This window comes from Salmonella sp. HY31 (genome assembly GCF_042604575.1).
Taxonomy (GTDB): Bacteria; Pseudomonadota; Gammaproteobacteria; order Enterobacterales; family Enterobacteriaceae; genus Salmonella; species Salmonella diarizonae.
In genome coordinates, this window is the sequence record NZ_CP170479.1 from 1,403,520 (window position 1) to 1,423,828 (window position 20,309).

The window sequence follows — 20,309 nt, forward strand, 5'->3', positions numbered from 1 at the left end:
GGCCGGATAAGGCGTTTACGCCGTCATCCGGCAGAAGGAATGAACCTGATGCCCTGCGCTTATCAGGCCGATGGCGGCTCTTCTGGTCGTGCCCGAAGAGATAAAAAGTGTGATGGCGTTGAATATTTTTTCAGCGCCATTTTTATTTACGCGCGGGAAGGAAATCCCTACGCAAACGTTTTCTTTTTCTGTTAGAATGCGCCCCGAACAGGACGACAGGGCGTAAAATCGTGGGACATCTATGGTCTGGATTGATTACGCCATTATCGCGGTGATTGCTTTTTCCTGTCTGGTTAGCCTGATCCGCGGCTTTGTTCGTGAAGCGTTATCGCTGGTGACGTGGGGTTGTGCTTTCTTTGTCGCCAGTCACTACTACACTTACCTGTCTGTCTGGTTTACGGGCTTTGAAGACGAACTGGTTCGTAATGGGATTGCTATCGCGGTACTGTTTATCGCGACGCTTATCGTCGGCGCTATCGTGAATTTTGTGATAGGTCAGCTAGTAGAAAAGACCGGCCTGTCGGGGACTGACCGGGTGTTGGGGATCTGTTTCGGCGCATTGCGAGGCGCGCTGATTGTCGCCGCCATTCTGTTCTTCCTCGATACCTTTACCGGCTTGTCGAAAAGCGAAGACTGGAGCAAATCGCAGCTCATCCCGCAGTTCAGCTTCATCATCAGATGGTTCTTTGACTATCTGCAAAGCTCGTCGAGTTTCTTGCCCAGGACGTAATAGGTTCTGAGATGTGGCTTAACGAGGAAAATGACGTATGTGCGGTATTGTCGGTATCGCCGGTGTTATGCCGGTCAACCAGTCGATTTATGACGCGTTAACAGTGCTCCAGCATCGTGGTCAGGATGCTGCCGGCATCATCACCATTGATGCGAATAACTGCTTCCGCTTGCGTAAGGCAAACGGGCTGGTGAACGATATTTTTGAAGCTCGCCACATGCAGCGTTTGCAGGGCAACATGGGGATCGGCCATGTGCGTTACCCTACCGCAGGCAGCTCCAGCGCTTCCGAAGCGCAACCTTTTTACGTCAACTCGCCGTATGGCATCACGTTGGCCCATAATGGCAATCTGACTAATGCGCACGAGCTACGTAAAAAGCTGTTTGAAGAAAAGCGCCGTCATATCAACACCACCTCCGATTCCGAAATCCTGCTCAATATTTTCGCCAGCGAGCTCGACAACTTCCGTCACTATCCGCTGGAAGCCGACAATATTTTTGCCGCGATTGCCGCGACTAACCGTCAAATCCGCGGCGCCTATGCCTGCGTGGTGATGATTATCGGCCACGGCATGGTGGCTTTTCGCGATCCGCACGGCATTCGCCCGTTAGTGCTGGGCAAGCGTGACGTTGGCGATGGTCGTACGGAGTATATGGTCGCTTCTGAAAGCGTGGCGCTGGATACGCTGGGCTTTGAATTCCTGCGCGATGTCGCGCCGGGCGAAGCTATCTATATTACCGAAAAGGGGCAACTGTTCACGCGCCAGTGCGCGGATAACCCGGTCAGTAACCCCTGTCTGTTTGAGTACGTTTATTTTGCTCGCCCGGACTCCTTTATCGACAAGATCTCCGTCTACAGCGCTCGTGTGAATATGGGCACCAAACTTGGCGAAAAAATCGCTCGTGAATGGGAAGATCTGGACATCGACGTCGTGATCCCTATCCCGGAAACCTCCTGCGATATCGCCCTGGAAATTGCCCGTATTCTCGGCAAGCCGTACCGCCAGGGATTTGTCAAAAATCGTTACGTGGGACGTACCTTTATCATGCCGGGCCAACAGCTACGCCGTAAATCCGTGCGCCGTAAGCTCAATGCTAATCGCGCGGAATTCCGCGATAAGAACGTCCTGCTGGTGGATGATTCCATCGTGCGTGGCACCACATCAGAGCAGATCATCGAAATGGCCCGGGAAGCAGGCGCGAAGAAGGTGTACCTGGCGTCTGCCGCGCCGGAAATTCGTTTCCCCAACGTTTATGGCATTGATATGCCGACGGCCAATGAGCTGATCGCGCATGGCCGCGAGGTGGATGAGATTCGTCAGATCATCGGCGCAGACGGGCTTATCTTCCAGGATCTGAACGATCTGATCGAAGCCGTACGCGCGGAAAATCCGGATATCCAGCAGTTTGAATGTTCGGTATTTAACGGGGTATATGTCACCAAAGACGTAGACCAGCAATACCTCGACTTCCTGGATTCATTACGTAATGACGACGCCAAAGCGGTGCTGTTCCAGAACGAAATGGAAAACCTGGAAATGCATAACGAAGGCTAATGGCTTTGCCAGCGGCGCGATGCCGCTGGCCATTTCAATTACGTACTACGCCGAAGCGGATACCGTATTTTTGTACTTTGTACTGTAACGTGGTGCGGGATACGTTAAGACTGCGGGCCGCGGCGGCAATGTTTCCCTGATGCGTATCCAGCGCGGTTTCTATTAAATGCCTTTCGTAGTTGGCAACCCGCACCTCCAGCGACCCCTCATACTGCGGATCGGGCAACGGGGGAAGGGGATTTCCCGTAGCGGCTTCCGCTACACCTAAATTTAACTCATCCTGCTCAAAAATGATGTGCTTAAGCAGCCCGTCTTTTTCCTGCATGATCATGCTGCGTACAATCGCATTTTCCAGCATCCTGACATTACCCGGCCAGGCGTGGTTGAGCAGGTCATTACGCGCCGTCTCGCTTAATCCGTGAATATCTTGCGGTACGTCATTACGGTATTTATCAATGAAATAATTCGCCAGTAAGGGAATATCTTCCGGGCGGGCGCGCAACGGCGGTAGCGTCAACATTCCGACGCTCAACCGATAAAAAAGATCTGCCCGCAGGCGTTCTTGTTGAATCAATTTGACGGGCGCTTCGTTCATGGCGGCAACGATCCTGACGTCAGAGTGGAGTTGTTGTTGTCCGCCGAGCCGCCAGAAGGTTTTATCCTGTAAGAATCGTAGCAACTTACTTTGCATCTCTATCGGCATGGCGTTCAGCTCATCCAGAAAGAGCGTTCCCCCGTTTGCCAGTTCCAGATAACCCTGGCTATTTTCCGCGCCGGTATAGGCGCCGCGCACGGTGCCAAAAAGCGTACTTTCTATAAGCGTAGGCGGTAGAGCGCCGCAGTTCAGGGCGATGAACGGTTTATTCGCCCGCTTGCTGCATTGATGTATCAGGCGGGAAAATAGCTCCTTACCCGTTCCCGTCTCCCCGACAATCGTCACCGGAATATTACTGGCGGCCAGCCGTTTGGCTTTGGCGATATGACTGAGCATTTCCGGGTTTTCGGTAATAATGGCGTGGTGCTTCTCATGGTGATCGGCATACAGCAGTTGGTTCAGTTCTACCACCTGCTCCTGGAGTCGCCTGACGCCGGACATATTCCTGCCGATTTCGATAACGCCGACCATGCCGCCATCGCTTGCATAGAGCGGCGCGGTGGTGTGCTGATAGTCAACGGCCTGGCCTCGCGCATTGTAATAAATTTGATAATGACCAATGTATTCCACGCCTTTTTTTAACGATGAAAGCATCGTACTTTGGGTCTCTTTCATGCCCGGATAGACATCCAGCATATGTTTTCCCATTGCCCGTTCAATGCTGTAGCCGTCCAGATCCGCGCTTTCCTGATTGTAGTAAACGTATTCACCACGCTCATTAATAACGGCCAATGGCTGATGAATCAAATCGAAAAAGCGGGAAAACATCCTGAGCGCCGAGGCCAGTTCCTGATTGGTGGATGCCATACACGCATTCCTCATATCTATTTCTCATGTTGCCATTATAAAAGTGACGAATTTTCGTCGTTGTGATGAATAGCAAACTCAATGACGAAAATGAGGAAAAACTTCTTTTTATAACCATTTGATTATTTTGATAAAAAATAGTGGCATGCCCTTTGCTTTATCCCTGTAAAGCACGCGGATTTTTACCATAAACATTAAGCAGAGGGCGTTATGACTGACTCGATTATGCAGAATTACAACCAGCTACGTGAGCAGGTAATCAACGGCGATCGCCGTTTCCAGCACAAAGACGGTCATTTGTGTTTTGAAGGGGTCGATCTGGACGCTCTGGCGCGCCAGTATCCCACGCCATTTTATGTGTTTTCTGAGCCGGAGATTATTCGTAACATTCATGAAATCCAGCAGGCATTTGCGGCGCATAAAAATACCAAAACCTTCTTTGCGTCAAAAACCTGCTCGGTCATGGGGGTGTTGAAAGCCATTCGTGACGCCGGAATTTGCGCGGAGGCAAACTCACAATATGAGGTTCGCAAGTGTCTGGAGATAGGCTTTCGCGGCGATCAGATCGTCTTCAACGGCGTGGTGAAAAAGCCTGCCGATCTGGAATATGCCATCGCTAACGATCTGTATCTTATTAATGTTGATAGCCTGTATGAGCTGGAACATATTGATGCCATCTCTCGCAAGCTGAAGAAAGTCGCCAATGTTTGCGTCCGCGTAGAGCCGAATGTTCCCTCGGCGACGCATGCGGAATTGGTTACCGCTTTCCATGCGAAGTCGGGTCTCGACCTGGAACAGGCGGAAGAAACCTGCCGCCGCATTCTGGCAATGCCTTATGTACATTTACGCGGTTTGCATATGCATGTGGGCGATCAGGTGCCGGAGTCAGAGCCTTTCGCAAAAGCGACCAAAGTGCTGGTGGATGAATCCCGTCGCCTGGAAGAAGTGCTCGGTATTAAATTTGATTTGATCAACGTGGGCGGCGGAATTCCGGTTCCCTATAAATATGACGACGAGAATGGCGACCCGTTAAAAGATAATATGTATGCCGGTATTACCGCTCAGGATTTTGCCGATGCGGTCATTCGCGAAGTGCATAAATGGCGTACCGATGTGGAAATATGTATTGAACCGGGACGTAAAGTGACCGGGTCGGCGGCGGTTTTACTGACGGAAGTCTCCTGCGAAAAACGTAAAACAAATTACGATCTTAACGGCAATGTGGAATGCCACGTTGAATGGAAATTTGTCGACGCTGGTTACAGCGTACTCTCTGACAGCCAGCATTTTGACTGGTTCTTTTATGTCTATAACGCCTCTCGCATGACGGCAGCGCACGACGCCTGGATAAAATTAGCCGGGCCGCTGTGTGATGGCGGAGATTATTTCCACATGGGAGTGAAAGGCGAAGAGTTTTTACTGCCGAAGGAGACTCATGTTGGCGATATTGTCGCGTTTCTTGACGCCGGGGCATACACCATTGAAAGTCAAACTGTTTATAACAACCGTCCGCGCACGGGCGTGGTGATGATCGATAAAAATGGTGAGACGCGTCTGATTCGTCGGGAAGACAGTTACGAAGATATGGTCAAGTACGACATTTATTAATACTGTTTTGGGCTTCAGTTTCATGCTGAAGCCCGTCGTCAGATGATAAGAAGAGGGCAGTGATGCCTGAATGCATAACAGGAGATGGCCATGAGTAACACGAATTCTGGCTTACTTGGCATCAAAGACATTGTCTTTATGAATGTCATCGCTATTCTGAGTTTGCGGCAAATCCCTAACGTGGCGCCTTACGGGGCATCGGCCATGTTGTTATGGGTGATAGCCGCATTCTGTTTGTTTTTTCCTTTAGCGATGGTATGCGGCGAGCTGTCAACCGGCTGGCCGAAAGATGGCGGGATATTTGTCTGGATTAAAGAGGCATTTGGTAAACGTATTGCATGGATTGTAGTGGTTTGTTTTCTCTTTTCCTGCGTACTGTTTTTCCCATTAATGTTGCAATTCGGCTTTACCGCGCTGGGCTATATGATCGGCGGCGGCCTGGCGGAAAATAAAGCGTTTATCGGTATTGGTTCCGCGGTGATTTTCTGGCTATTAACGCTGATGAATATCCGCGGGATGGAATGGACAAAAATTATTAATAGCATCAGCGCCTGGTGCGGCGTATTTATTCCCTCCGCCATCCTCATTTTGCTGGCGGTGGTATGGCTATGTACCGGACACCAGATGCAGACAGACTACGCTACAGCGAAAAACTGGATTCCGGATCTCGGACACTGGGATACGATCGTTTTCTTATCCAGCATGATGTTTGCGTTTGCCGGACTGGAGGTCGCCCCGATGATTGCCGGGCGTACCCGTAATCCACAGCGTGATTTTCCGCGAGCGATGGCCGTCTCCGCCGCCGTTATCGTTGGGATCTATATGGTCGGCACATGGGCGCTAAATACGCTTTTACCCGCCGGGAAAACCGACATCGTGGCAGGCGTCATGCAGGCTATGCATGCTGCTGCGGACACGCTGCATATGCCGTGGTTAATTCCTGTTATGGCCATCTGTATGTTTTTTGGCGCTCTCGGGCAGATTAACTCCTGGCTGGTGGGGCCGATTTATATGCTCCAGGAAGCCTCGCGTGAAGATAATCTGCTGGGGGACCGAATCGGCAAATTACATCCGGTGTGGAAAACTCCCGCCTTTGCCTTGACTGTACAGGCGATTATTGTCACGGTCCTGTGTTTTTCGACTTTTATTTCGCCAAGCGTTGCGGCGGCTTACTGGATGTTAACGGCGCTAACGACCATCACCTATTTTATTCCTTATCTGGTGATGTTCCCGGCGTTCTGGCGTTTACGTAAGACTCAGCCGGATACGCCAAGAAGTTTTAAAATTCCGGGCAAGGTTTTACCGGCTATTTTACCCGCGCTGGGCTTTCTTTCTATCGCCTTTGCCGTTGCGCTGTTATTTATTCCACCTTCTCAAATTGATATGGGCGGATATTTCCAGTACGCCGGGAAAATTATTGGCGGAGCCGTGCTGGCGGTTGTCGTCGCGGAGTACATTTACCATCGGGCGCAGAAACGTAATGCCCGTTTAAGCATGGCGGGAGGAAAATAAAATGTATATGCCAGTTCTGGAAATAAATCTACGCAAGCTGGAAGAAAACGCCCGCACGGAAAAAGCTCTGCTGGCAAGCAGCGGTATTGACGTGATGGCTGTCAATAAAGTTTTTGACGGCTGCGTGGAAACCGCGCAGGCGGTGTTCAACGGCGGAATTACCGTTATTGCTGAATCACGAACCTATAATTTGAAAAAAATACGCGAGACAGGATGTACGACCTGCCTGTTACGCAGCCCGTGTCTGAGTGAAATCGAAGATGTGGTGCGCTACGCGGATATTAGTTTAAATAGCGAGCCGGTGGTATTACGGGCATTATCGCAAGAAGCCCAACGCCAGGGGAAAACGCATCAGGTATTACTGATGGTGGATATGGGCGATTTACGCGAGGGTATCTGGTTTGGTGAATATCAACGCATTCTTGAGACCGTGACTCTGATTACTGGTCTGCCCGGTCTGGAATTATATGGACTGGGCACCAACTTTAATTGTTACGGCACCGTGTTGCCAACGGTAAAAAATGGCGAGGATTTTCTGGCGCTGGCCGCCCGGCTGGAAGCCGACAGCGGTATTCCTGTCCGGCGGCTTTCTGCGGGAAACTGCACCAGCTATCACCTGCTGGATAAAGGTATCTGGCCGCAGGGGCTGAATCATCTGCGCATCGGCGGACTGCATGAATTCGGTATTGAATATGTGGACATGAAATACCTGAATGAATTTCACCACTCCGCAAAACCGGTCGATAAAGCCTGTTCCGATATGTATATCCTGGAAGCGGAAATCATCGAACTGAACCGTAAACCGACCGTCCCGGTCGGGGAGCTGGGCGTCGATGCCTTTTTGCAAAGTAAAACCTTTGTCGATCGTGGCATACGCCGACGCGCATTGCTGGCGTTTGGTCGTCAGGATGTGCCGTCGGATAACTGTGTGCCATGCGACGACGCTATCACTATCTTAGGACAAACCAGCGATCATACGCTGGTGGATATTGAAGATTGTCGTCAGTCGCTAAAAGTAGGCGATGTGGTTCGCTTTGAGCTGGATTATACGGGCCTGTTAATGGCCTGCCAGACCAAAGGCGTCGCCTGGAGGTTTACGCGTTAACGCATAACCGCCGCGGCTATGTCGCGGCGGCATCTTTGACCTCACGAAAGACAGGGAGTAACGATGGATACCCTGCAACAATCACCGCCAGCAGAGCCTGAAGGCGGTCTGCGGCGTAACCTGAAAAAGCGGCATCTGCTGATGATGTCGTTGGGCGGCACGATTGGCACCGGCTTATTTATCGGCATTGCCGAACCGTTAAGCAGTGTCGGGCCGGCGGGAACCTTACTGGCCTATCTGTTTGCCGGAACCATTATGCTGGCGACGATGATGTGTCTTGGCGAATTATCATGCGCCTTTCCTCACTCTGGCTCATTTCAACATTACGCGCTGATGTTTATGCCGTCACCTGGCTGGAGCTATACCATTGGCTGGCTTTACTGGTTTAGCTGGGTATTTTCCCTTGCGGCCGACCTCACTGCCGCAGGGTTTATTGCTCACCAGTTTTTCCCCGCGGTTCCGGTATATATGTTCTGCCTGGCGATTCTGCTCATCCTGACGGCCATCAATCTCACCTCCGCAAAAAGTTTTGGCGAATGCGAATACTGGCTTTCGGCCATTAAGGTCTTCGCGATCGTGCTGTTTATCTGCGCGGGCGGGGTCATGATCTACTCGCTAATGGGCCATAGCGACTGGCACCCGACGTTAAAAACAGACGGAATGTGGTTTCCCCACGGTTGGGAGCAAATTGTGGTCTGTATGACGATCGTGATTTACTCCTTCCAGGGGGTGGAACTGGTAGGAAATGCGGCAGGGGAGACCGAATCGCCGCACATTATTTTACCGAAAGTGATCCTGGGGATTGGTCTCAGAATCATTTTGTTTTACGGCCTGGCGATTGCGGTGCTGGCGCTGGTCTATCCGCATGAACTGACGCCAAATGGACAAAGTCCCTTTGTATGGGTATTCTCCCACGCGGGCATTCCGGGGGCGGATACGCTGATGACGCTGGTGATCTTTTCCGCCGCGGTTTCTGCCGCCAACTCGGCCATTTACGCCAGTTCGCGTATGTTATGGTCTATGGCGGGCGATCGCTTTGCGCCAGCCTGCTTTGGTAAAACGAACGGCGGCGGCGTGCCGGTGTATGCTATTTTAATCACGGCTTTGCTGGCGTTGGTGTCGTTGCTGACCCGCTATATTCCCGCGCAGCAATTTTATTTATATCTGATCGCCAGTACCGGGCAGGTGGGTTGCCTTGCATGGATAACCATCGGATGGTGCCAGTATCGCTTCCGGCAATCGGTGCGTAATGGAACGTACGCCAGCGATTTGCTACGCTATCGATCGCCGCTTTTCCCCTGGACGGCCCGATTTGTCATTATCACCAATTTTGCCATTATGGTCGGCACCTGGTTTAGTGAGCAGGGGGTAGTGATAATGTTGGTTGAGCTGGCTTTTATGATAGGGATTCTTTTGTCATGGTATCTCTTCAAACCCACTTTGAACCGATTACGTAACACAGTGGGATGAACGGCGCTCGTAAACGGTAAGAGAACATGAAACGACTCATTGTAGGAATTAGCGGCGCCAGCGGAGCGATTTATGGCGTGCGCTTATTACAAATTTTGCGCGATGTCGATAGCGTGGAAACGCATCTGGTGATGAGCCAGGCGGCCCGGCAAACGCTGGCGCTGGAGACCCATTTTTCGCTGCGCGAGGTGCAGGCGCTGGCCGATGTGACGCACGATGCGCGCGACATTGCCGCCAGTATTTCCTCGGGCTCTTACCCGACGGCGGGAATGGTTATCTTGCCCTGTTCGATTAAAACGCTGTCGGGGATTGTCCACAGTTATACTGACGGACTGCTTACCCGCGCGGCGGATGTGATATTGAAAGAGCGGCGACCTCTGGTGTTATGCGTGCGCGAAACACCGCTGCATATCGGGCATTTGCGTTTAATGACCCAGGCCGCTGAGATAGGCGCGGTGATTATGCCGCCAGTTCCGGCTTTTTATCATCTTCCACAGACGTTAGATGATGTTATAAATCAAACGGTTAACCGAGTTCTGGATCAGTTTGACATCCCCCTTCCGCACGATCTTTTTGTTCGCTGGCAGGGCGCATAGCGTTGTCTGTTTAGCGTGCATTATTGTCCCTGTTGCCCTGTTTCAGGGCAATTTTGTAACCGCGATCATATCCTCAACATTTAATTCGTTAAAAGCCGCCGAAACGCTGCGGTTCAACCGCCATACCTGCTATCTTCAACACCAGGACAATATTGCAACGTTTTATTAACAAATTTAACGTCAAATCGTTTTGCTGACGTGAAAATGGCATAAGACCTGCATGAAAAAGTCTGCAAACACACAACACCACGTAAAACATAAGAAAATGACGCCACTTGAGGGGTATGTATGAAGAAGACCGTTCTCGCTTTGTCTTTGCTGATAGGTCTGGGCGCGGCGGCGGCCAGCTACGCCGCGCTCCCGCAAACGGTTCGTATTGGAACGGATACCACCTACGCGCCTTTCTCATCGAAAGATGCTAAAGGCGACTTTATTGGCTTTGATATCGATCTCGGTAATGAAATGTGCAAGCGTATGCAGGTGAAATGTATCTGGGTTGCCAGCGATTTTGATGCGCTTATTCCCTCACTAAAAGCGAAAAAAATCGATGCCATTATTTCATCGCTCTCTATCACCGATAAACGTCAGCAAGAAATCGCGTTTTCCGACAAACTTTACGCGGCGGATTCACGCCTGATTGCGGCAAAAGGTTCCCCCATTCAGCCGACGCTGGAAGCACTGAAAGGCAAGCATGTCGGCGTGCTGCAAGGGTCCACGCAAGAGGCTTACGCCAATGATAACTGGCGAACTAAAGGCGTGGATGTGGTGGCTTATGCCAACCAGGATCTTATCTATTCCGATTTGACCGCGGGTCGTCTGGATGCGGCATTGCAGGATGAAGTCGCCGCCAGCGAAGGATTTCTGAAGCAGGCAGCGGGTAAAGAATATGCGTTTGCCGGCCCTTCCGTGAAGGATAAAAAATATTTTGGTGACGGGACGGGGGTTGGGCTGCGCAAAGACGATACCGAGCTAAAAGCTGCGTTTGATAAAGCGCTCGCGGAACTGCGCCAGGACGGAACTTACGACAAAATGGCCAAAAAGTACTTCGATTTTAATGTCTACGGCGATTGAGAGAAGGGATAACGCACCGCGTTGGGGAACTATCACGGTGCAAAATAGATGCCTTGCACCATTTTGGTGCATAAGCCGTTGCGGAACAGGCGCATAAATGCATACTTAATCGATTTTTATGCAAAATAAACCGGCTGACAAGGTAGAATGCTTTGCCTTGTCGGCCTGATTAATGGCACGATAGCCGCATCGGATCTGTAAAGATCTCCTATAAAGACAGTCTGTTGAGGATAGTTATGAAAAAACTGGCGTTATCCCTTTCTCTGGTTCTGGCATTTTCCAGCGCTACCGCAGCATTTGCCGCTATTCCACAAAAGATTCGTATCGGTACCGATCCGACTTACGCGCCGTTTGAATCCAAAAATGCACAGGGTGAATTGGTCGGCTTTGATATCGATCTGGCCAAAGAACTGTGCAAACGTATCAACACACAGTGTACGTTCGTGGAAAACCCGCTGGATGCGCTGATTCCATCTTTAAAAGCGAAGAAAATTGATGCCATCATGTCCTCGCTGTCCATCACTGAAAAGCGCCAGCAGGAGATCGCGTTTACCGACAAGCTTTACGCCGCCGATTCCCGTTTGGTGGTGGCGAAGAGCTCGGATATCCAGCCGACCATCGCGTCGCTGAAAGGCAAGCGCGTCGGCGTGCTACAGGGGACAACGCAGGAGACCTTCGGCAACGAGCACTGGGCGCCGAAAGGGATTGAGATCGTCTCTTATCAGGGGCAGGACAACATTTATTCCGATTTGACGGCTGGTCGTATTGATGCGGCGTTCCAGGACGAGGTCGCCGCCAGCGAAGGTTTCCTTAAACAGCCCGTCGGAAAAGACTACAAATTCGGCGGTCCATCGGTGAAAGATGAGAAGTTGTTCGGCGTAGGAACCGGTATGGGGCTGCGCAAAGAGGATAACGAGCTGCGTGAAGCGCTGAACAACGCGTTTGCTGAAATGCGTGCTGACGGTACTTACGAAAAGCTGGCGAAAAAGTACTTTGATTTTGATGTTTATGGCGGTTAATCACCGTCGGTGCAGATAAAGCCCAGAGAATGTTGATCGTCTGCATTGCCTGATGGCGCTGTGCTTGTCAGGCCTACGGGGAGCGTCGTAGGCCTGACAAGCACAGCCGCCATCCGGCGTGATGTGAGGCAAAAATGCAAAAGAGGCTTCTTACTTCACCACACACAACAGGACAGGCTGCATGTTGTACGGGTTTTCAGGCGTAATTTTACAAGGCGCGATCGTCACGCTGGAACTGGCGCTCAGTTCCGTGGTGCTGGCCGTGCTTATCGGTCTCGTCGGCGCGGGGGCGAAGCTTTCGCAAAACCGGGTAACGGGGCTTATTTTTGAAGGGTACACCACCCTGATTCGCGGGGTGCCGGATCTGGTATTAATGCTGCTGATATTTTACGGATTGCAAATCGCGCTTAATGTGGTGACCGATTCGCTGGGTATCGACCAGATAGATATTGATCCGATGGTAGCCGGTATTATCACCCTCGGTTTTATCTACGGCGCCTATTTTACCGAAACCTTTCGCGGCGCATTTATGGCGGTGCCGAAAGGCCATATCGAAGCGGCGACGGCCTTTGGTTTTACCCACGGGAAAACCTTCCGGCGGATTATGTTCCCGGCGATGATGCGTTACGCCCTGCCGGGGATCGGCAATAACTGGCAGGTGATACTCAAAGCGACGGCGCTGGTGTCGCTGCTGGGCCTGGAAGATGTCGTCAAAGCCACGCAGCTTGCCGGTAAAAGTACCTGGGAGCCTTTCTATTTCGCCGTGGTCTGTGGACTTATCTACCTGGTATTTACCACCGTCTCCAATGGTGTGCTGCTCTTACTTGAGCGTCGCTATTCCGTGGGCGTGAAGAGGGCCGATCTGTGATTGAGATTATTCAGGAGTACTGGAAATCCCTGCTGTGGACGGATGGCTATCGTTTTACCGGTGTGGCGATTACGCTGTGGTTGTTAATTTCATCGGTGGTGATGGGCGGTTTTCTGGCGGTGATTCTGGCGGTGGGCCGCGTTTCCAGTAATAAATTCATCCGTTTTCCCATCTGGCTGTTTACGTATATTTTTCGCGGCACGCCGCTGTACGTACAGCTACTGGTGTTCTATTCGGGGATGTATACGCTGGAGATAGTTAAAGGCACTGACCTTCTTAATGCGTTTTTTCGCAGCGGACTGAACTGTACCGTACTGGCGCTGACACTGAATACCTGCGCGTACACCACGGAGATTTTCGCCGGGGCGATTCGCTCGGTGCCGCACGGTGAAATTGAAGCGGCACGGGCCTATGGCTTCTCGTCATTTAAAATGTATCGCTGCATTATTTTGCCGTCGGCATTACGTATCGCCTTGCCTGCCTATAGCAACGAAGTGATTTTAATGCTGCACTCTACGGCGCTGGCGTTTACCGCGACGGTGCCGGATTTGTTGAAAATCGCCCGCGATATTAACTCAGCGACTTACCAGCCGTTTACCGCGTTTGGCATTGCCGCCGTGTTGTATTTACTCATTTCGTATGTCCTGATAAGCCTGTTCCGCTGGGCGGAAAGACGCTGGTTGCAGCACGTGTCCTCTAAATAATTCGAGTAACATGATGTCAGAAAATAAATTAAACGTTATCGATTTGCACAAACGCTACGGCGGTCATGAAGTGCTGAAAGGGGTATCGCTGCAGGCCAGCGCCGGAGATGTGATTAGCATCATCGGCTCGTCCGGCTCCGGTAAAAGCACTTTTTTGCGCTGCATTAACTTCCTCGAAAAACCGAGCGAAGGCGCGATTATCGTGAACGGTCAGAACATTAATCTGGTGCGTGACAAAGACGGACAGCTCAAAGTGGCGGATAAAAATCAGCTACGCTTGTTGCGTACCCGCCTGACGATGGTGTTTCAGCACTTTAACCTCTGGAGCCACATGACGGTGCTGGAAAATGTGATGGAAGCGCCGATTCAGGTACTGGGATTAAGCAAGCACGACGCGCGCGAGCGGGCGCTGAAATATCTGGCGAAGGTGGGGATTGATGAGCGCGCTCAGGGAAAATATCCTGTCCATCTTTCCGGCGGCCAACAGCAGCGCGTTTCTATTGCGCGCGCGCTGGCGATGGAACCTGACGTTTTACTGTTCGATGAACCTACTTCGGCGCTCGATCCTGAACTGGTCGGCGAAGTGTTGCGCATCATGCAACAACTGGCGGAAGAAGGCAAAACGATGGTGGTGGTCACGCATGAAATGGGCTTCGCCCGCCATGTCTCTTCGCACGTTATTTTTCTGCATCAGGGGAAAATTGAAGAAGAGGGCGATCCGGAGCAGGTGTTCGGCAATCCGCAAAGCCCGCGTTTACAGCAGTTCCTGAAAGGCTCGCTGAAATAAAAGAAACCCGGCGGCGCGTCGCTTACCGGGTAGGATAAGGCGCTTTGGGAACTAGCGAATCACATCCGCCAGCGCCTCTTCTAAATCATACCAGCGAAATGCGAATCCGGCGGCTTCAAGCCGTTTTGGCAGCGCCCGCTGTCCGCCCAGTACCAGCACTGACGACTCTCCCATCAATAAGCGAATTGCCGTCGCCGGAATGCGAATAATCGCCGGGCGGCGCAGCGCGCGACCCAGCGCATGAGCAAACTGCTCATTATGGACGGGATACGGCGAGACCATATTGAAGGGACCGCGAAGATCGTTATCCAGCAGCCACAGGATGCCGTTGACCATATCGTCAATGTGAATCCAGGCCAGGTATTGCCGACCATTACCCACCGGACCGCCGAGACCGAGGCGGAACGGCGGAACCATTTTCCCCAGAATCCCGCCTTGCGGCGCCAGGACGACGCCGGTACGCAGCAGGCAGACGCGGGTCTGGTCGTTCTGCGCGCGACAGGCAATCTGTTCCCAGAGGGCGCAAAGTTTATGCGTAAATTCATTGTGCGGCGGTTCGTCTTCAGTGACGACAACGTCGCCCAGATCGCCGTAATAGCCCGTGGCGGAGCCGGATATCAACACCGCGGGCGGCGTTGCGCTGGCATGAATTAAATCCACCAACTTTTGCGTGATAGCCCAGCGGCTTTGGCACAACCGTTCTTTTTGTTGCGACGTCCAGCGCTTGTCGGCAATCGGTTCGCCCGCCAGATTGATGATGGCATCAATCTCATTGAGGTGCTCACGTTCCGCCAGCCCTTTCCATAATGTCACTCTGGAATCAAGAATCTGACGCGCGTTATCGGGATTGCGCGTAACGACCGTCACCTGATGCCCCAGTGTTAATAGCCGAGGAATAAGGTGACGCCCAATCAGGCCCGTACCGCCGGTAATCAGAATCTGCATATGACCTCCAGAGTAGGGAGGATTACCTCTTCCCTAATGTCAGGTTTTTAATACGAATAATGGCGTCAGGCTGTGCCATTGCAGGCTTGTTCCGTTTATCAACCTCCACATCATACATGAGAATAGTGCCGCGTTACTCTTTCGTACTGTTACAGTGCAGTTGCGCTTGTAACATAGCGCGCGCTGTCGCAGGACGCGTGCGAATGCGTTCAAACCAGTTATACACCGCCGGGTATGTATCAAGATCGATTCGCTGACGCTGATGCGCGTTAACCCACGGCCAACTGGCGATATCCGCAATACTGTAGTGGTCACCGCCCAACCATGGGGAGGCTTCCAGGCGTTTATTCAGAACGTTGTATAAGCGTTGCGTTTCAACCTGATAGCGTTCAATCGCATAGGGGATTGCCTGCGGCGCAAAGTGGTTAAAGTGATGGTTTTGGCCCAGCATTGGCCCCAACCCGCCGACCTGCCAGAACAACCATTGCAGCGTGGTATGGCGTTCACGCAGCTCCCCGCTAAGCAGTTTGCCGCTTTTTTCCGCCAGGTAGAGAAGAATTTCACCGGATTCAAAAAGACTAAGCGGTTGACCGCCGTCTGTCGGGGCGTGATCGACGATGGCAGGAATTTTATTATTGGGAGAGATAGCCAAAAAATCGGGGCGAAACTGATTGCCCTTGCTGATATCCACTTTTAGCAAACGATACGCCAGCTCCGCCTCTTCCAGAAACAGCGTTATTTTATGCCCGTTGGGCGTGGGGGCGTAGTAAAGGTCAATCATTTTGGCTCCTGCATGTGCGTAAATAGTCTGGGCTGAATTAAGTATAGAAAGCCTCCTGACGTGTGTGAGTTTTCATCAGGTGACAGCAGGCGAAAGACGCTATATTTTGGGGAGAAATCTAATACGCCCTCAAGAGGACATTATGAGTAAGCCTGTTATTGTGCTGTGGTCGGATGCGAACTTTTTCTCTCCCTACGTATTGTCCGCCTGGGTGGCGTTACAAGAAAAAGGGCTTTCCTTTACGCTGAAAACCCGCGATCTGGGCAAGGGAGAACATCTGCAACCTGGCTGGCGGGGATATGCGCTGACGCAGCGCGTACCAGTGCTTGAGACAGACGATTTTGAGCTCAGCGAGTCGTCCGCTATTGCGGAATACCTGGAGGAGCGTTTCGCGCCGCCGCAGTGGGAGCGTATCTACCCGCACGATTTACAAAAACGCGCCCGCGCGCGACAGATTCAGGCGTGGCTACGCAGCGATTTACTGCCGCTTCGCGAAGAACGGCCTACCGACGTGGTGTTTGCCGGGGCGAAAAAAGCGCCGCTAAGCGAGGCTGGAAAAGCCAGCGCGGCAAAACTGTTTGCGACGGCTGAAGCGCTATTGGGGCAGGGAACGCAAAATTTATTTGGCGAATGGTGCATTGCCGATACCGATCTGGCATTGATGATCAATCGTCTGGCGCTGCATGGCGATGACGTGCCGGCGTCGCTGGCGGCGTATGCGACGTTCCAGTGGCAACGTGCTTCCGTACAGCGTTTTATTGCGCTTTCCTCGAAGCGTTCAGGCTGAAAATCTGTTCATATTCCAGTATCATAACGCCGTTTTTCACAACGAGGAGTGAGCGATGAAACTGATGTTCGCATCGGACATTCATGGTTCTTTACCCGCCACGGAACGCGTGCTTGAGCGGTTCGCGCAAAGCGGCGCGCGTTGGCTGGTGATATTGGGCGACGTCCTTAACCACGGCCCGCGAAATGCGCTGCCTGAAGGCTATGCGCCCGCCGAGGTTGCCGAACGCCTGAATGCGGTGGCGACGCAGATTATTGCCGTGCGTGGCAACTGCGATAGCGAAGTGGATCAGATGCTACTGCATTTCCCGATAACTGCGCCGTGGCAGCAAATATTGACGCAAGAGAGGAGGCTATTTTTAACGCATGGGCATCTCTTCGGGCCGACGAATCTGCCCGCTCTGCATGCTGGCGATGTGTTGGTTTATGGTCATACGCATCTGCCGGTGGCGCAACAGCAGGAAGGGCTGTATCACTTTAATCCTGGGTCGGTGAGCATCCCGAAAGGCGGGTATGCGGCAAGCTACGGCATTCTGGATGATAATGTGTTGAGCGTAATCGCACTCAATGATCAAAGTATCATTGCGCAGGTCGCAATTAACTCGTAATTTACCTCACAAACGTAAATGCGCCGTAAGAGCGCCAGAAATAAGAAGGTTTCCTGATGGTGGAACAGCGTCGTTTGGCAAGTACGGAATGGGTGGATATTGTGAATGAAGATAATGAAGTCATTGCACAGTCCAGCCGGGAACAGATGCGTGCGCAACGCTTACGGCATCGTGCGACGTATATCGTCGTTCACGATGGTATGGGTAAAATTCTGGTGCAGCGTCGTACCGAAACAAAAGATTTTTTGCCCGGTATGTTAGATGCTACCGCAGGCGGCGTGGTCCAGGCTGATGAGCAGCTACTGGAATCTGCCCGCCGCGAAGCGGAAGAAGAGTTGGGTATTGCAGGCGTGCCGTTTGCCGAACACGGTCTGTTTTACTTTGAAGACCAACATTGTCGGGTCTGGGGCGCGCTGTTTAGCTGCGTTTCCCACGGGCCTTTCGCGCTTCAGGAAGATGAAGTCAGCGAAGTTTGTTGGCTGACCCCGGAGGAGATCACCGCGCGCTGTGATGAATTTACGCCGGACTCGCTGAAAGCGCTGGCGCTGTGGATGACCCGCAACGCCAAAAACGAAGCCGCGCTTCAGGAGAAACCGGAAGAGACGGAATAAGCATCTTAGCAGCTTTCCCGCATACATAAACTGGAGGCGATGGATTTTCGATCGCTCCAGTTTCCCTGATTTAACCTTTCCAGTAGCGCCCGCCCGGCTTCGCTGCCAATCTTACGATGCGGTACGGCCATTGTTGTTAACGGCGGCTGGCAGACCCGGCTGACATCGCTATCGCCAAACCCGACAACCGCTAAATCGTCCGGAACTTTGATACGCCGTCGTTGGCACTCGTATAACGCGCCGCAGGCCAGCTCATCCGATACGCATACCAGCGCGTCCAGCTCCGGCCACGCCAGTAAAAACTCCGGCAGTTGCGATGCGCCGGTAGAAAAATTGGGCGGCAAGGCGGCATTAATTACCCGGTTGGGCGACATATGGTGGCGCAGCATCGCTTTGTACCAGCCATGCAGATGTTGCTGAAAAATCCACTGCTCCTGATTGGCGCACAGCAGTCCGATATTCTGATAACCGCGCTGAATCAGCATTTCCGTCAGCTCATACATTGCCGCAACGTTATCAATGCCGATATTCATATCAATAGGATCGCTGCGAATCGCGCCCATCTCCATCACCGGGATAGAGGCATTTTTCAGCCACTGGCGCACGGTATCGCTATGTTCGACGCTAAGCAGAATCGCCGCAGCAATGTTGGAAGCCAGCAGCGTTTCGAGCAGCTTCTCCTCTTGCTCTACGCGATGCTGCGATTCCGCCAGCATAATCTGGTAGCCTGCGGGCTGTAAAATCTGTTGCAGCCCGGCAAACATTTCAGAACACCCCGCTTCCGCAAGGTTCGGTACGACCATCGCGATGGTGTGCGAGGAGGCAGACGCCAGTGCGCTGGCGGCGAGATTAGGCATATAGCCCAGCTCATGCACTGCCGCTTCGATTTTTTCCCGGAGTTTATCAGAGACCTGTTCCGGCGTACGTAAGGCTCGTGATACGGTCATCGTGCCTACACCGGCAAGTTGGGCTACATCGGCGATAGTCACTTTACCAGTACTACGCCGTTTACGGGGTATCGACATACAAATTCCTGCGTCATTACAACATGTTGAGATGCTTTTTTATTGTCGTTCTTTGCTTCGCATGACTGGCAGTATACGCCTTAAATCCTTTTTTTTGCTGTGATTTCACACGATGATTTTAATTTGATAGCGCTATCACAATTCTGAGTAATAGTCTCTGGTAGCGCTATCTTTGTGATAACGATCGCAGCTAATATCGAATGGCTTGAATAAAGTTTGTTCATAATTTGATACACCGTGGGGGCGAATAACATGCTGGGAACTTGGTTATCTGACGCAACCATCACGCTTCAGGAGAGCGTGGAAGCGTGGCCGCAGGCGCTGGAAATTTGCGGCAAACCCCTGCTGGACGCAGGCGTTATCGCACCGGAATACATTACGGCGATTGTTCAGCAGCACCAAAAGCTTGGGCCGTATTATGTATTAGCGCCGGGGTTAGCGATGCCGCATGCGAGGCCGGAAGAGGGGGCGAAAGGGTTAGGTTTATCGTTACTGAAACTACAGCGCGGCGTTTCATTTGGCGCAGACGAGTTCGATCCGGTTGACATCATTATTATGCTGGCGGCGCCTGATAAGCACAGTCATATCGAAATGATATCGGCGCTGGCGGAATTATTTTCCAGTGATGTAGATATGGAAAAATTACATCAGGCAAAAAACCTGGAGGACATTAAAAAGATTATTGATCGTTTCTGATTTTATTACATTTCTTTTGCTGTAAATAACATTGCGCCCGTGCGTGATGCAGACCGACTCTACTTTTAAAAGGTGACAATAATGAAAATCATGGCAATTTGCGGTTCCGGCCTGGGTAGTAGTTTTATGGTAGAAATGAACATTAAAAAAGTATTAAAGAAACTCAATATTGACGCCGAGGTGGAACACTCCGATCTCTCATCGGCCACGCCCGGGGCCGCCGATCTTTTTGTAATGGCCAAAGATATCGCGGCCAGCGCCAGCGTACCGGAAAGCCAACTGGTGGTGATCAATAACATCATCGACATCAACGAACTGGAAACGCAACTGCGCGCATGGTTCGCTAAACAATAATTTTTGCTGGCGAGGT

Annotated in this window: 22 protein-coding genes; 17 read left to right on the forward strand and 5 right to left on the reverse strand. The window is 51.8% G+C overall.

Translation table 11 applies throughout. The annotated features are described in order from the left end of the window. Positions 1-241: 241 nt before the first annotated feature. Positions 242-730, forward strand: a complete 489-nt coding sequence (gene cvpA, locus ACE15A_RS06540; RefSeq protein WP_000262102.1) for a colicin V production protein — start codon at positions 242-244, stop codon at positions 728-730. Positions 731-767: 37 nt separating this feature from the next. Continuing rightward, positions 768-2,285, forward strand: a complete 1,518-nt coding sequence (gene purF, locus ACE15A_RS06545) for an amidophosphoribosyltransferase (protein ID WP_053507770.1) — start codon at positions 768-770, stop codon at positions 2,283-2,285. A gap of 34 nt (positions 2,286-2,319) precedes the next feature. Here the strand turns inward: purF and ACE15A_RS06550 are convergent, their stop codons facing one another. Beyond that, positions 2,320-3,747, reverse strand: coding sequence for a sigma-54-dependent Fis family transcriptional regulator (locus ACE15A_RS06550; RefSeq protein WP_023247486.1), 1,428 nt, complete (start codon positions 3,745-3,747; stop codon positions 2,320-2,322). Positions 3,748-3,957: 210 nt separating this feature from the next. Here ACE15A_RS06550 and ACE15A_RS06555 point away from each other — a divergent pair, with 210 nt between their 5' ends. From ACE15A_RS06555 to ACE15A_RS06575, 5 genes are all read left to right on the forward strand, one after another. Continuing rightward, positions 3,958-5,355, forward strand: coding sequence for an alanine racemase (locus tag ACE15A_RS06555; RefSeq protein ID WP_000132306.1), 1,398 nt, complete (start codon positions 3,958-3,960; stop codon positions 5,353-5,355). A 90-nt stretch (positions 5,356-5,445) separates the two neighbouring features. Further along, positions 5,446-6,867, forward strand: a complete 1,422-nt coding sequence (locus tag ACE15A_RS06560; protein ID WP_023178218.1) for an APC family permease — start codon at positions 5,446-5,448, stop codon at positions 6,865-6,867. 1 nt (position 6,868) lies between these two features. Continuing rightward, positions 6,869-7,972, forward strand: coding sequence for an alanine/ornithine racemase family PLP-dependent enzyme (locus ACE15A_RS06565; protein ID WP_023248526.1), 1,104 nt, complete (start codon positions 6,869-6,871; stop codon positions 7,970-7,972). Positions 7,973-8,035: 63 nt separating this feature from the next. Continuing rightward, positions 8,036-9,442: an amino acid permease gene (locus tag ACE15A_RS06570; RefSeq protein ID WP_053507769.1), complete on the forward strand. Its 1,407-nt coding sequence runs from the start codon at positions 8,036-8,038 to the stop codon at positions 9,440-9,442. A gap of 26 nt (positions 9,443-9,468) precedes the next feature. Next, complete coding sequence (locus ACE15A_RS06575) at positions 9,469-10,038, forward strand: UbiX family flavin prenyltransferase (RefSeq protein WP_000825682.1); 570 nt, start codon at positions 9,469-9,471, stop codon at positions 10,036-10,038. Positions 10,039-10,126: 88 nt separating this feature from the next. On the opposite strand, the gene ACE15A_RS06580 is transcribed toward ACE15A_RS06575, so the two are convergent. Further along, entirely contained in the window at positions 10,127-10,249 is a 123-nt protein-coding gene (locus ACE15A_RS06580; protein WP_254893403.1) for a hypothetical protein, read from the reverse strand. Between the two features lie 77 nt (positions 10,250-10,326). On the opposite strand from ACE15A_RS06580, the gene argT reads away from it, so the two are divergent. From argT to hisP, 5 genes are all read left to right on the forward strand, one after another. After that, positions 10,327-11,109, forward strand: a complete 783-nt coding sequence (gene argT, locus ACE15A_RS06585) for a lysine/arginine/ornithine ABC transporter substrate-binding protein ArgT (RefSeq protein WP_023248524.1) — start codon at positions 10,327-10,329, stop codon at positions 11,107-11,109. A 236-nt stretch (positions 11,110-11,345) separates the two neighbouring features. Further along, positions 11,346-12,128 (forward strand): histidine ABC transporter substrate-binding protein HisJ, encoded by a 783-nt coding sequence (gene hisJ / locus ACE15A_RS06590; protein ID WP_053507768.1) that lies wholly within the window; start codon positions 11,346-11,348, stop codon positions 12,126-12,128. Between the two features lie 181 nt (positions 12,129-12,309). Continuing rightward, positions 12,310-12,996 (forward strand): histidine ABC transporter permease HisQ, encoded by a 687-nt coding sequence (locus ACE15A_RS06595; RefSeq protein WP_023248522.1) that lies wholly within the window; start codon positions 12,310-12,312, stop codon positions 12,994-12,996. After that, entirely contained in the window at positions 12,993-13,700 is a 708-nt protein-coding gene (gene hisM, locus ACE15A_RS06600) for a histidine ABC transporter permease HisM (RefSeq protein WP_053507767.1), read from the forward strand. Before ACE15A_RS06595 ends, hisM begins: the two co-directional genes overlap by 4 nt. Before the next feature lie 13 nt (positions 13,701-13,713). Then, a complete protein-coding gene (gene hisP / locus ACE15A_RS06605) occupies positions 13,714-14,487 on the forward strand; it encodes a histidine ABC transporter ATP-binding protein HisP (RefSeq protein ID WP_002954133.1) in 774 nt (257 codons plus the stop codon). Positions 14,488-14,538: 51 nt separating this feature from the next. Here hisP and ACE15A_RS06610 read toward each other — a convergent pair whose 3' ends face one another. Both ACE15A_RS06610 and yfcG read right to left on the reverse strand, forming a co-directional pair. Next, a complete protein-coding gene (locus ACE15A_RS06610; RefSeq protein ID WP_023248520.1) occupies positions 14,539-15,432 on the reverse strand; it encodes a TIGR01777 family oxidoreductase in 894 nt (297 codons plus the stop codon). Between the two features lie 133 nt (positions 15,433-15,565). After that, positions 15,566-16,213, reverse strand: coding sequence for a GSH-dependent disulfide bond oxidoreductase (gene yfcG / locus ACE15A_RS06615; protein ID WP_023248519.1), 648 nt, complete (start codon positions 16,211-16,213; stop codon positions 15,566-15,568). A gap of 142 nt (positions 16,214-16,355) precedes the next feature. On the opposite strand from yfcG, the gene yfcF reads away from it, so the two are divergent. From yfcF to yfcD, 3 genes are read left to right on the forward strand one after another with little or no spacing between them, the layout of a single operon-like run. Next, the gene (yfcF, locus tag ACE15A_RS06620) at positions 16,356-17,000 is read left to right on the forward strand and encodes a glutathione transferase (RefSeq protein ID WP_023248518.1); all 645 of its coding nucleotides are present in this window, start codon (positions 16,356-16,358) and stop codon (positions 16,998-17,000) included. 55 nt (positions 17,001-17,055) lie between these two features. Beyond that, positions 17,056-17,607, forward strand: a complete 552-nt coding sequence (gene yfcE / locus ACE15A_RS06625) for a phosphodiesterase (RefSeq protein WP_023248517.1) — start codon at positions 17,056-17,058, stop codon at positions 17,605-17,607. Positions 17,608-17,663: 56 nt separating this feature from the next. Then, positions 17,664-18,218 (forward strand): NUDIX hydrolase YfcD, encoded by a 555-nt coding sequence (gene yfcD / locus ACE15A_RS06630; protein ID WP_000230215.1) that lies wholly within the window; start codon positions 17,664-17,666, stop codon positions 18,216-18,218. A gap of 5 nt (positions 18,219-18,223) precedes the next feature. On the opposite strand, the gene ACE15A_RS06635 is transcribed toward yfcD, so the two are convergent. Next, positions 18,224-19,243, reverse strand: coding sequence for a LacI family DNA-binding transcriptional regulator (locus ACE15A_RS06635; RefSeq protein WP_000026946.1), 1,020 nt, complete (start codon positions 19,241-19,243; stop codon positions 18,224-18,226). 252 nt (positions 19,244-19,495) lie between these two features. Here ACE15A_RS06635 and ACE15A_RS06640 point away from each other — a divergent pair, with 252 nt between their 5' ends. Beyond that, positions 19,496-19,939 carry a PTS sugar transporter subunit IIA gene (locus ACE15A_RS06640; RefSeq protein WP_023178231.1) on the forward strand — a complete coding sequence of 148 codons (444 nt, stop codon included), beginning with the start codon at positions 19,496-19,498 and terminating at the stop codon, positions 19,937-19,939. Between the two features lie 81 nt (positions 19,940-20,020). Beyond that, positions 20,021-20,293, forward strand: a complete 273-nt coding sequence (locus ACE15A_RS06645) for a PTS sugar transporter subunit IIB (RefSeq protein ID WP_000699818.1) — start codon at positions 20,021-20,023, stop codon at positions 20,291-20,293. The last annotated feature ends 16 nt before the right edge of the window (positions 20,294-20,309 follow it).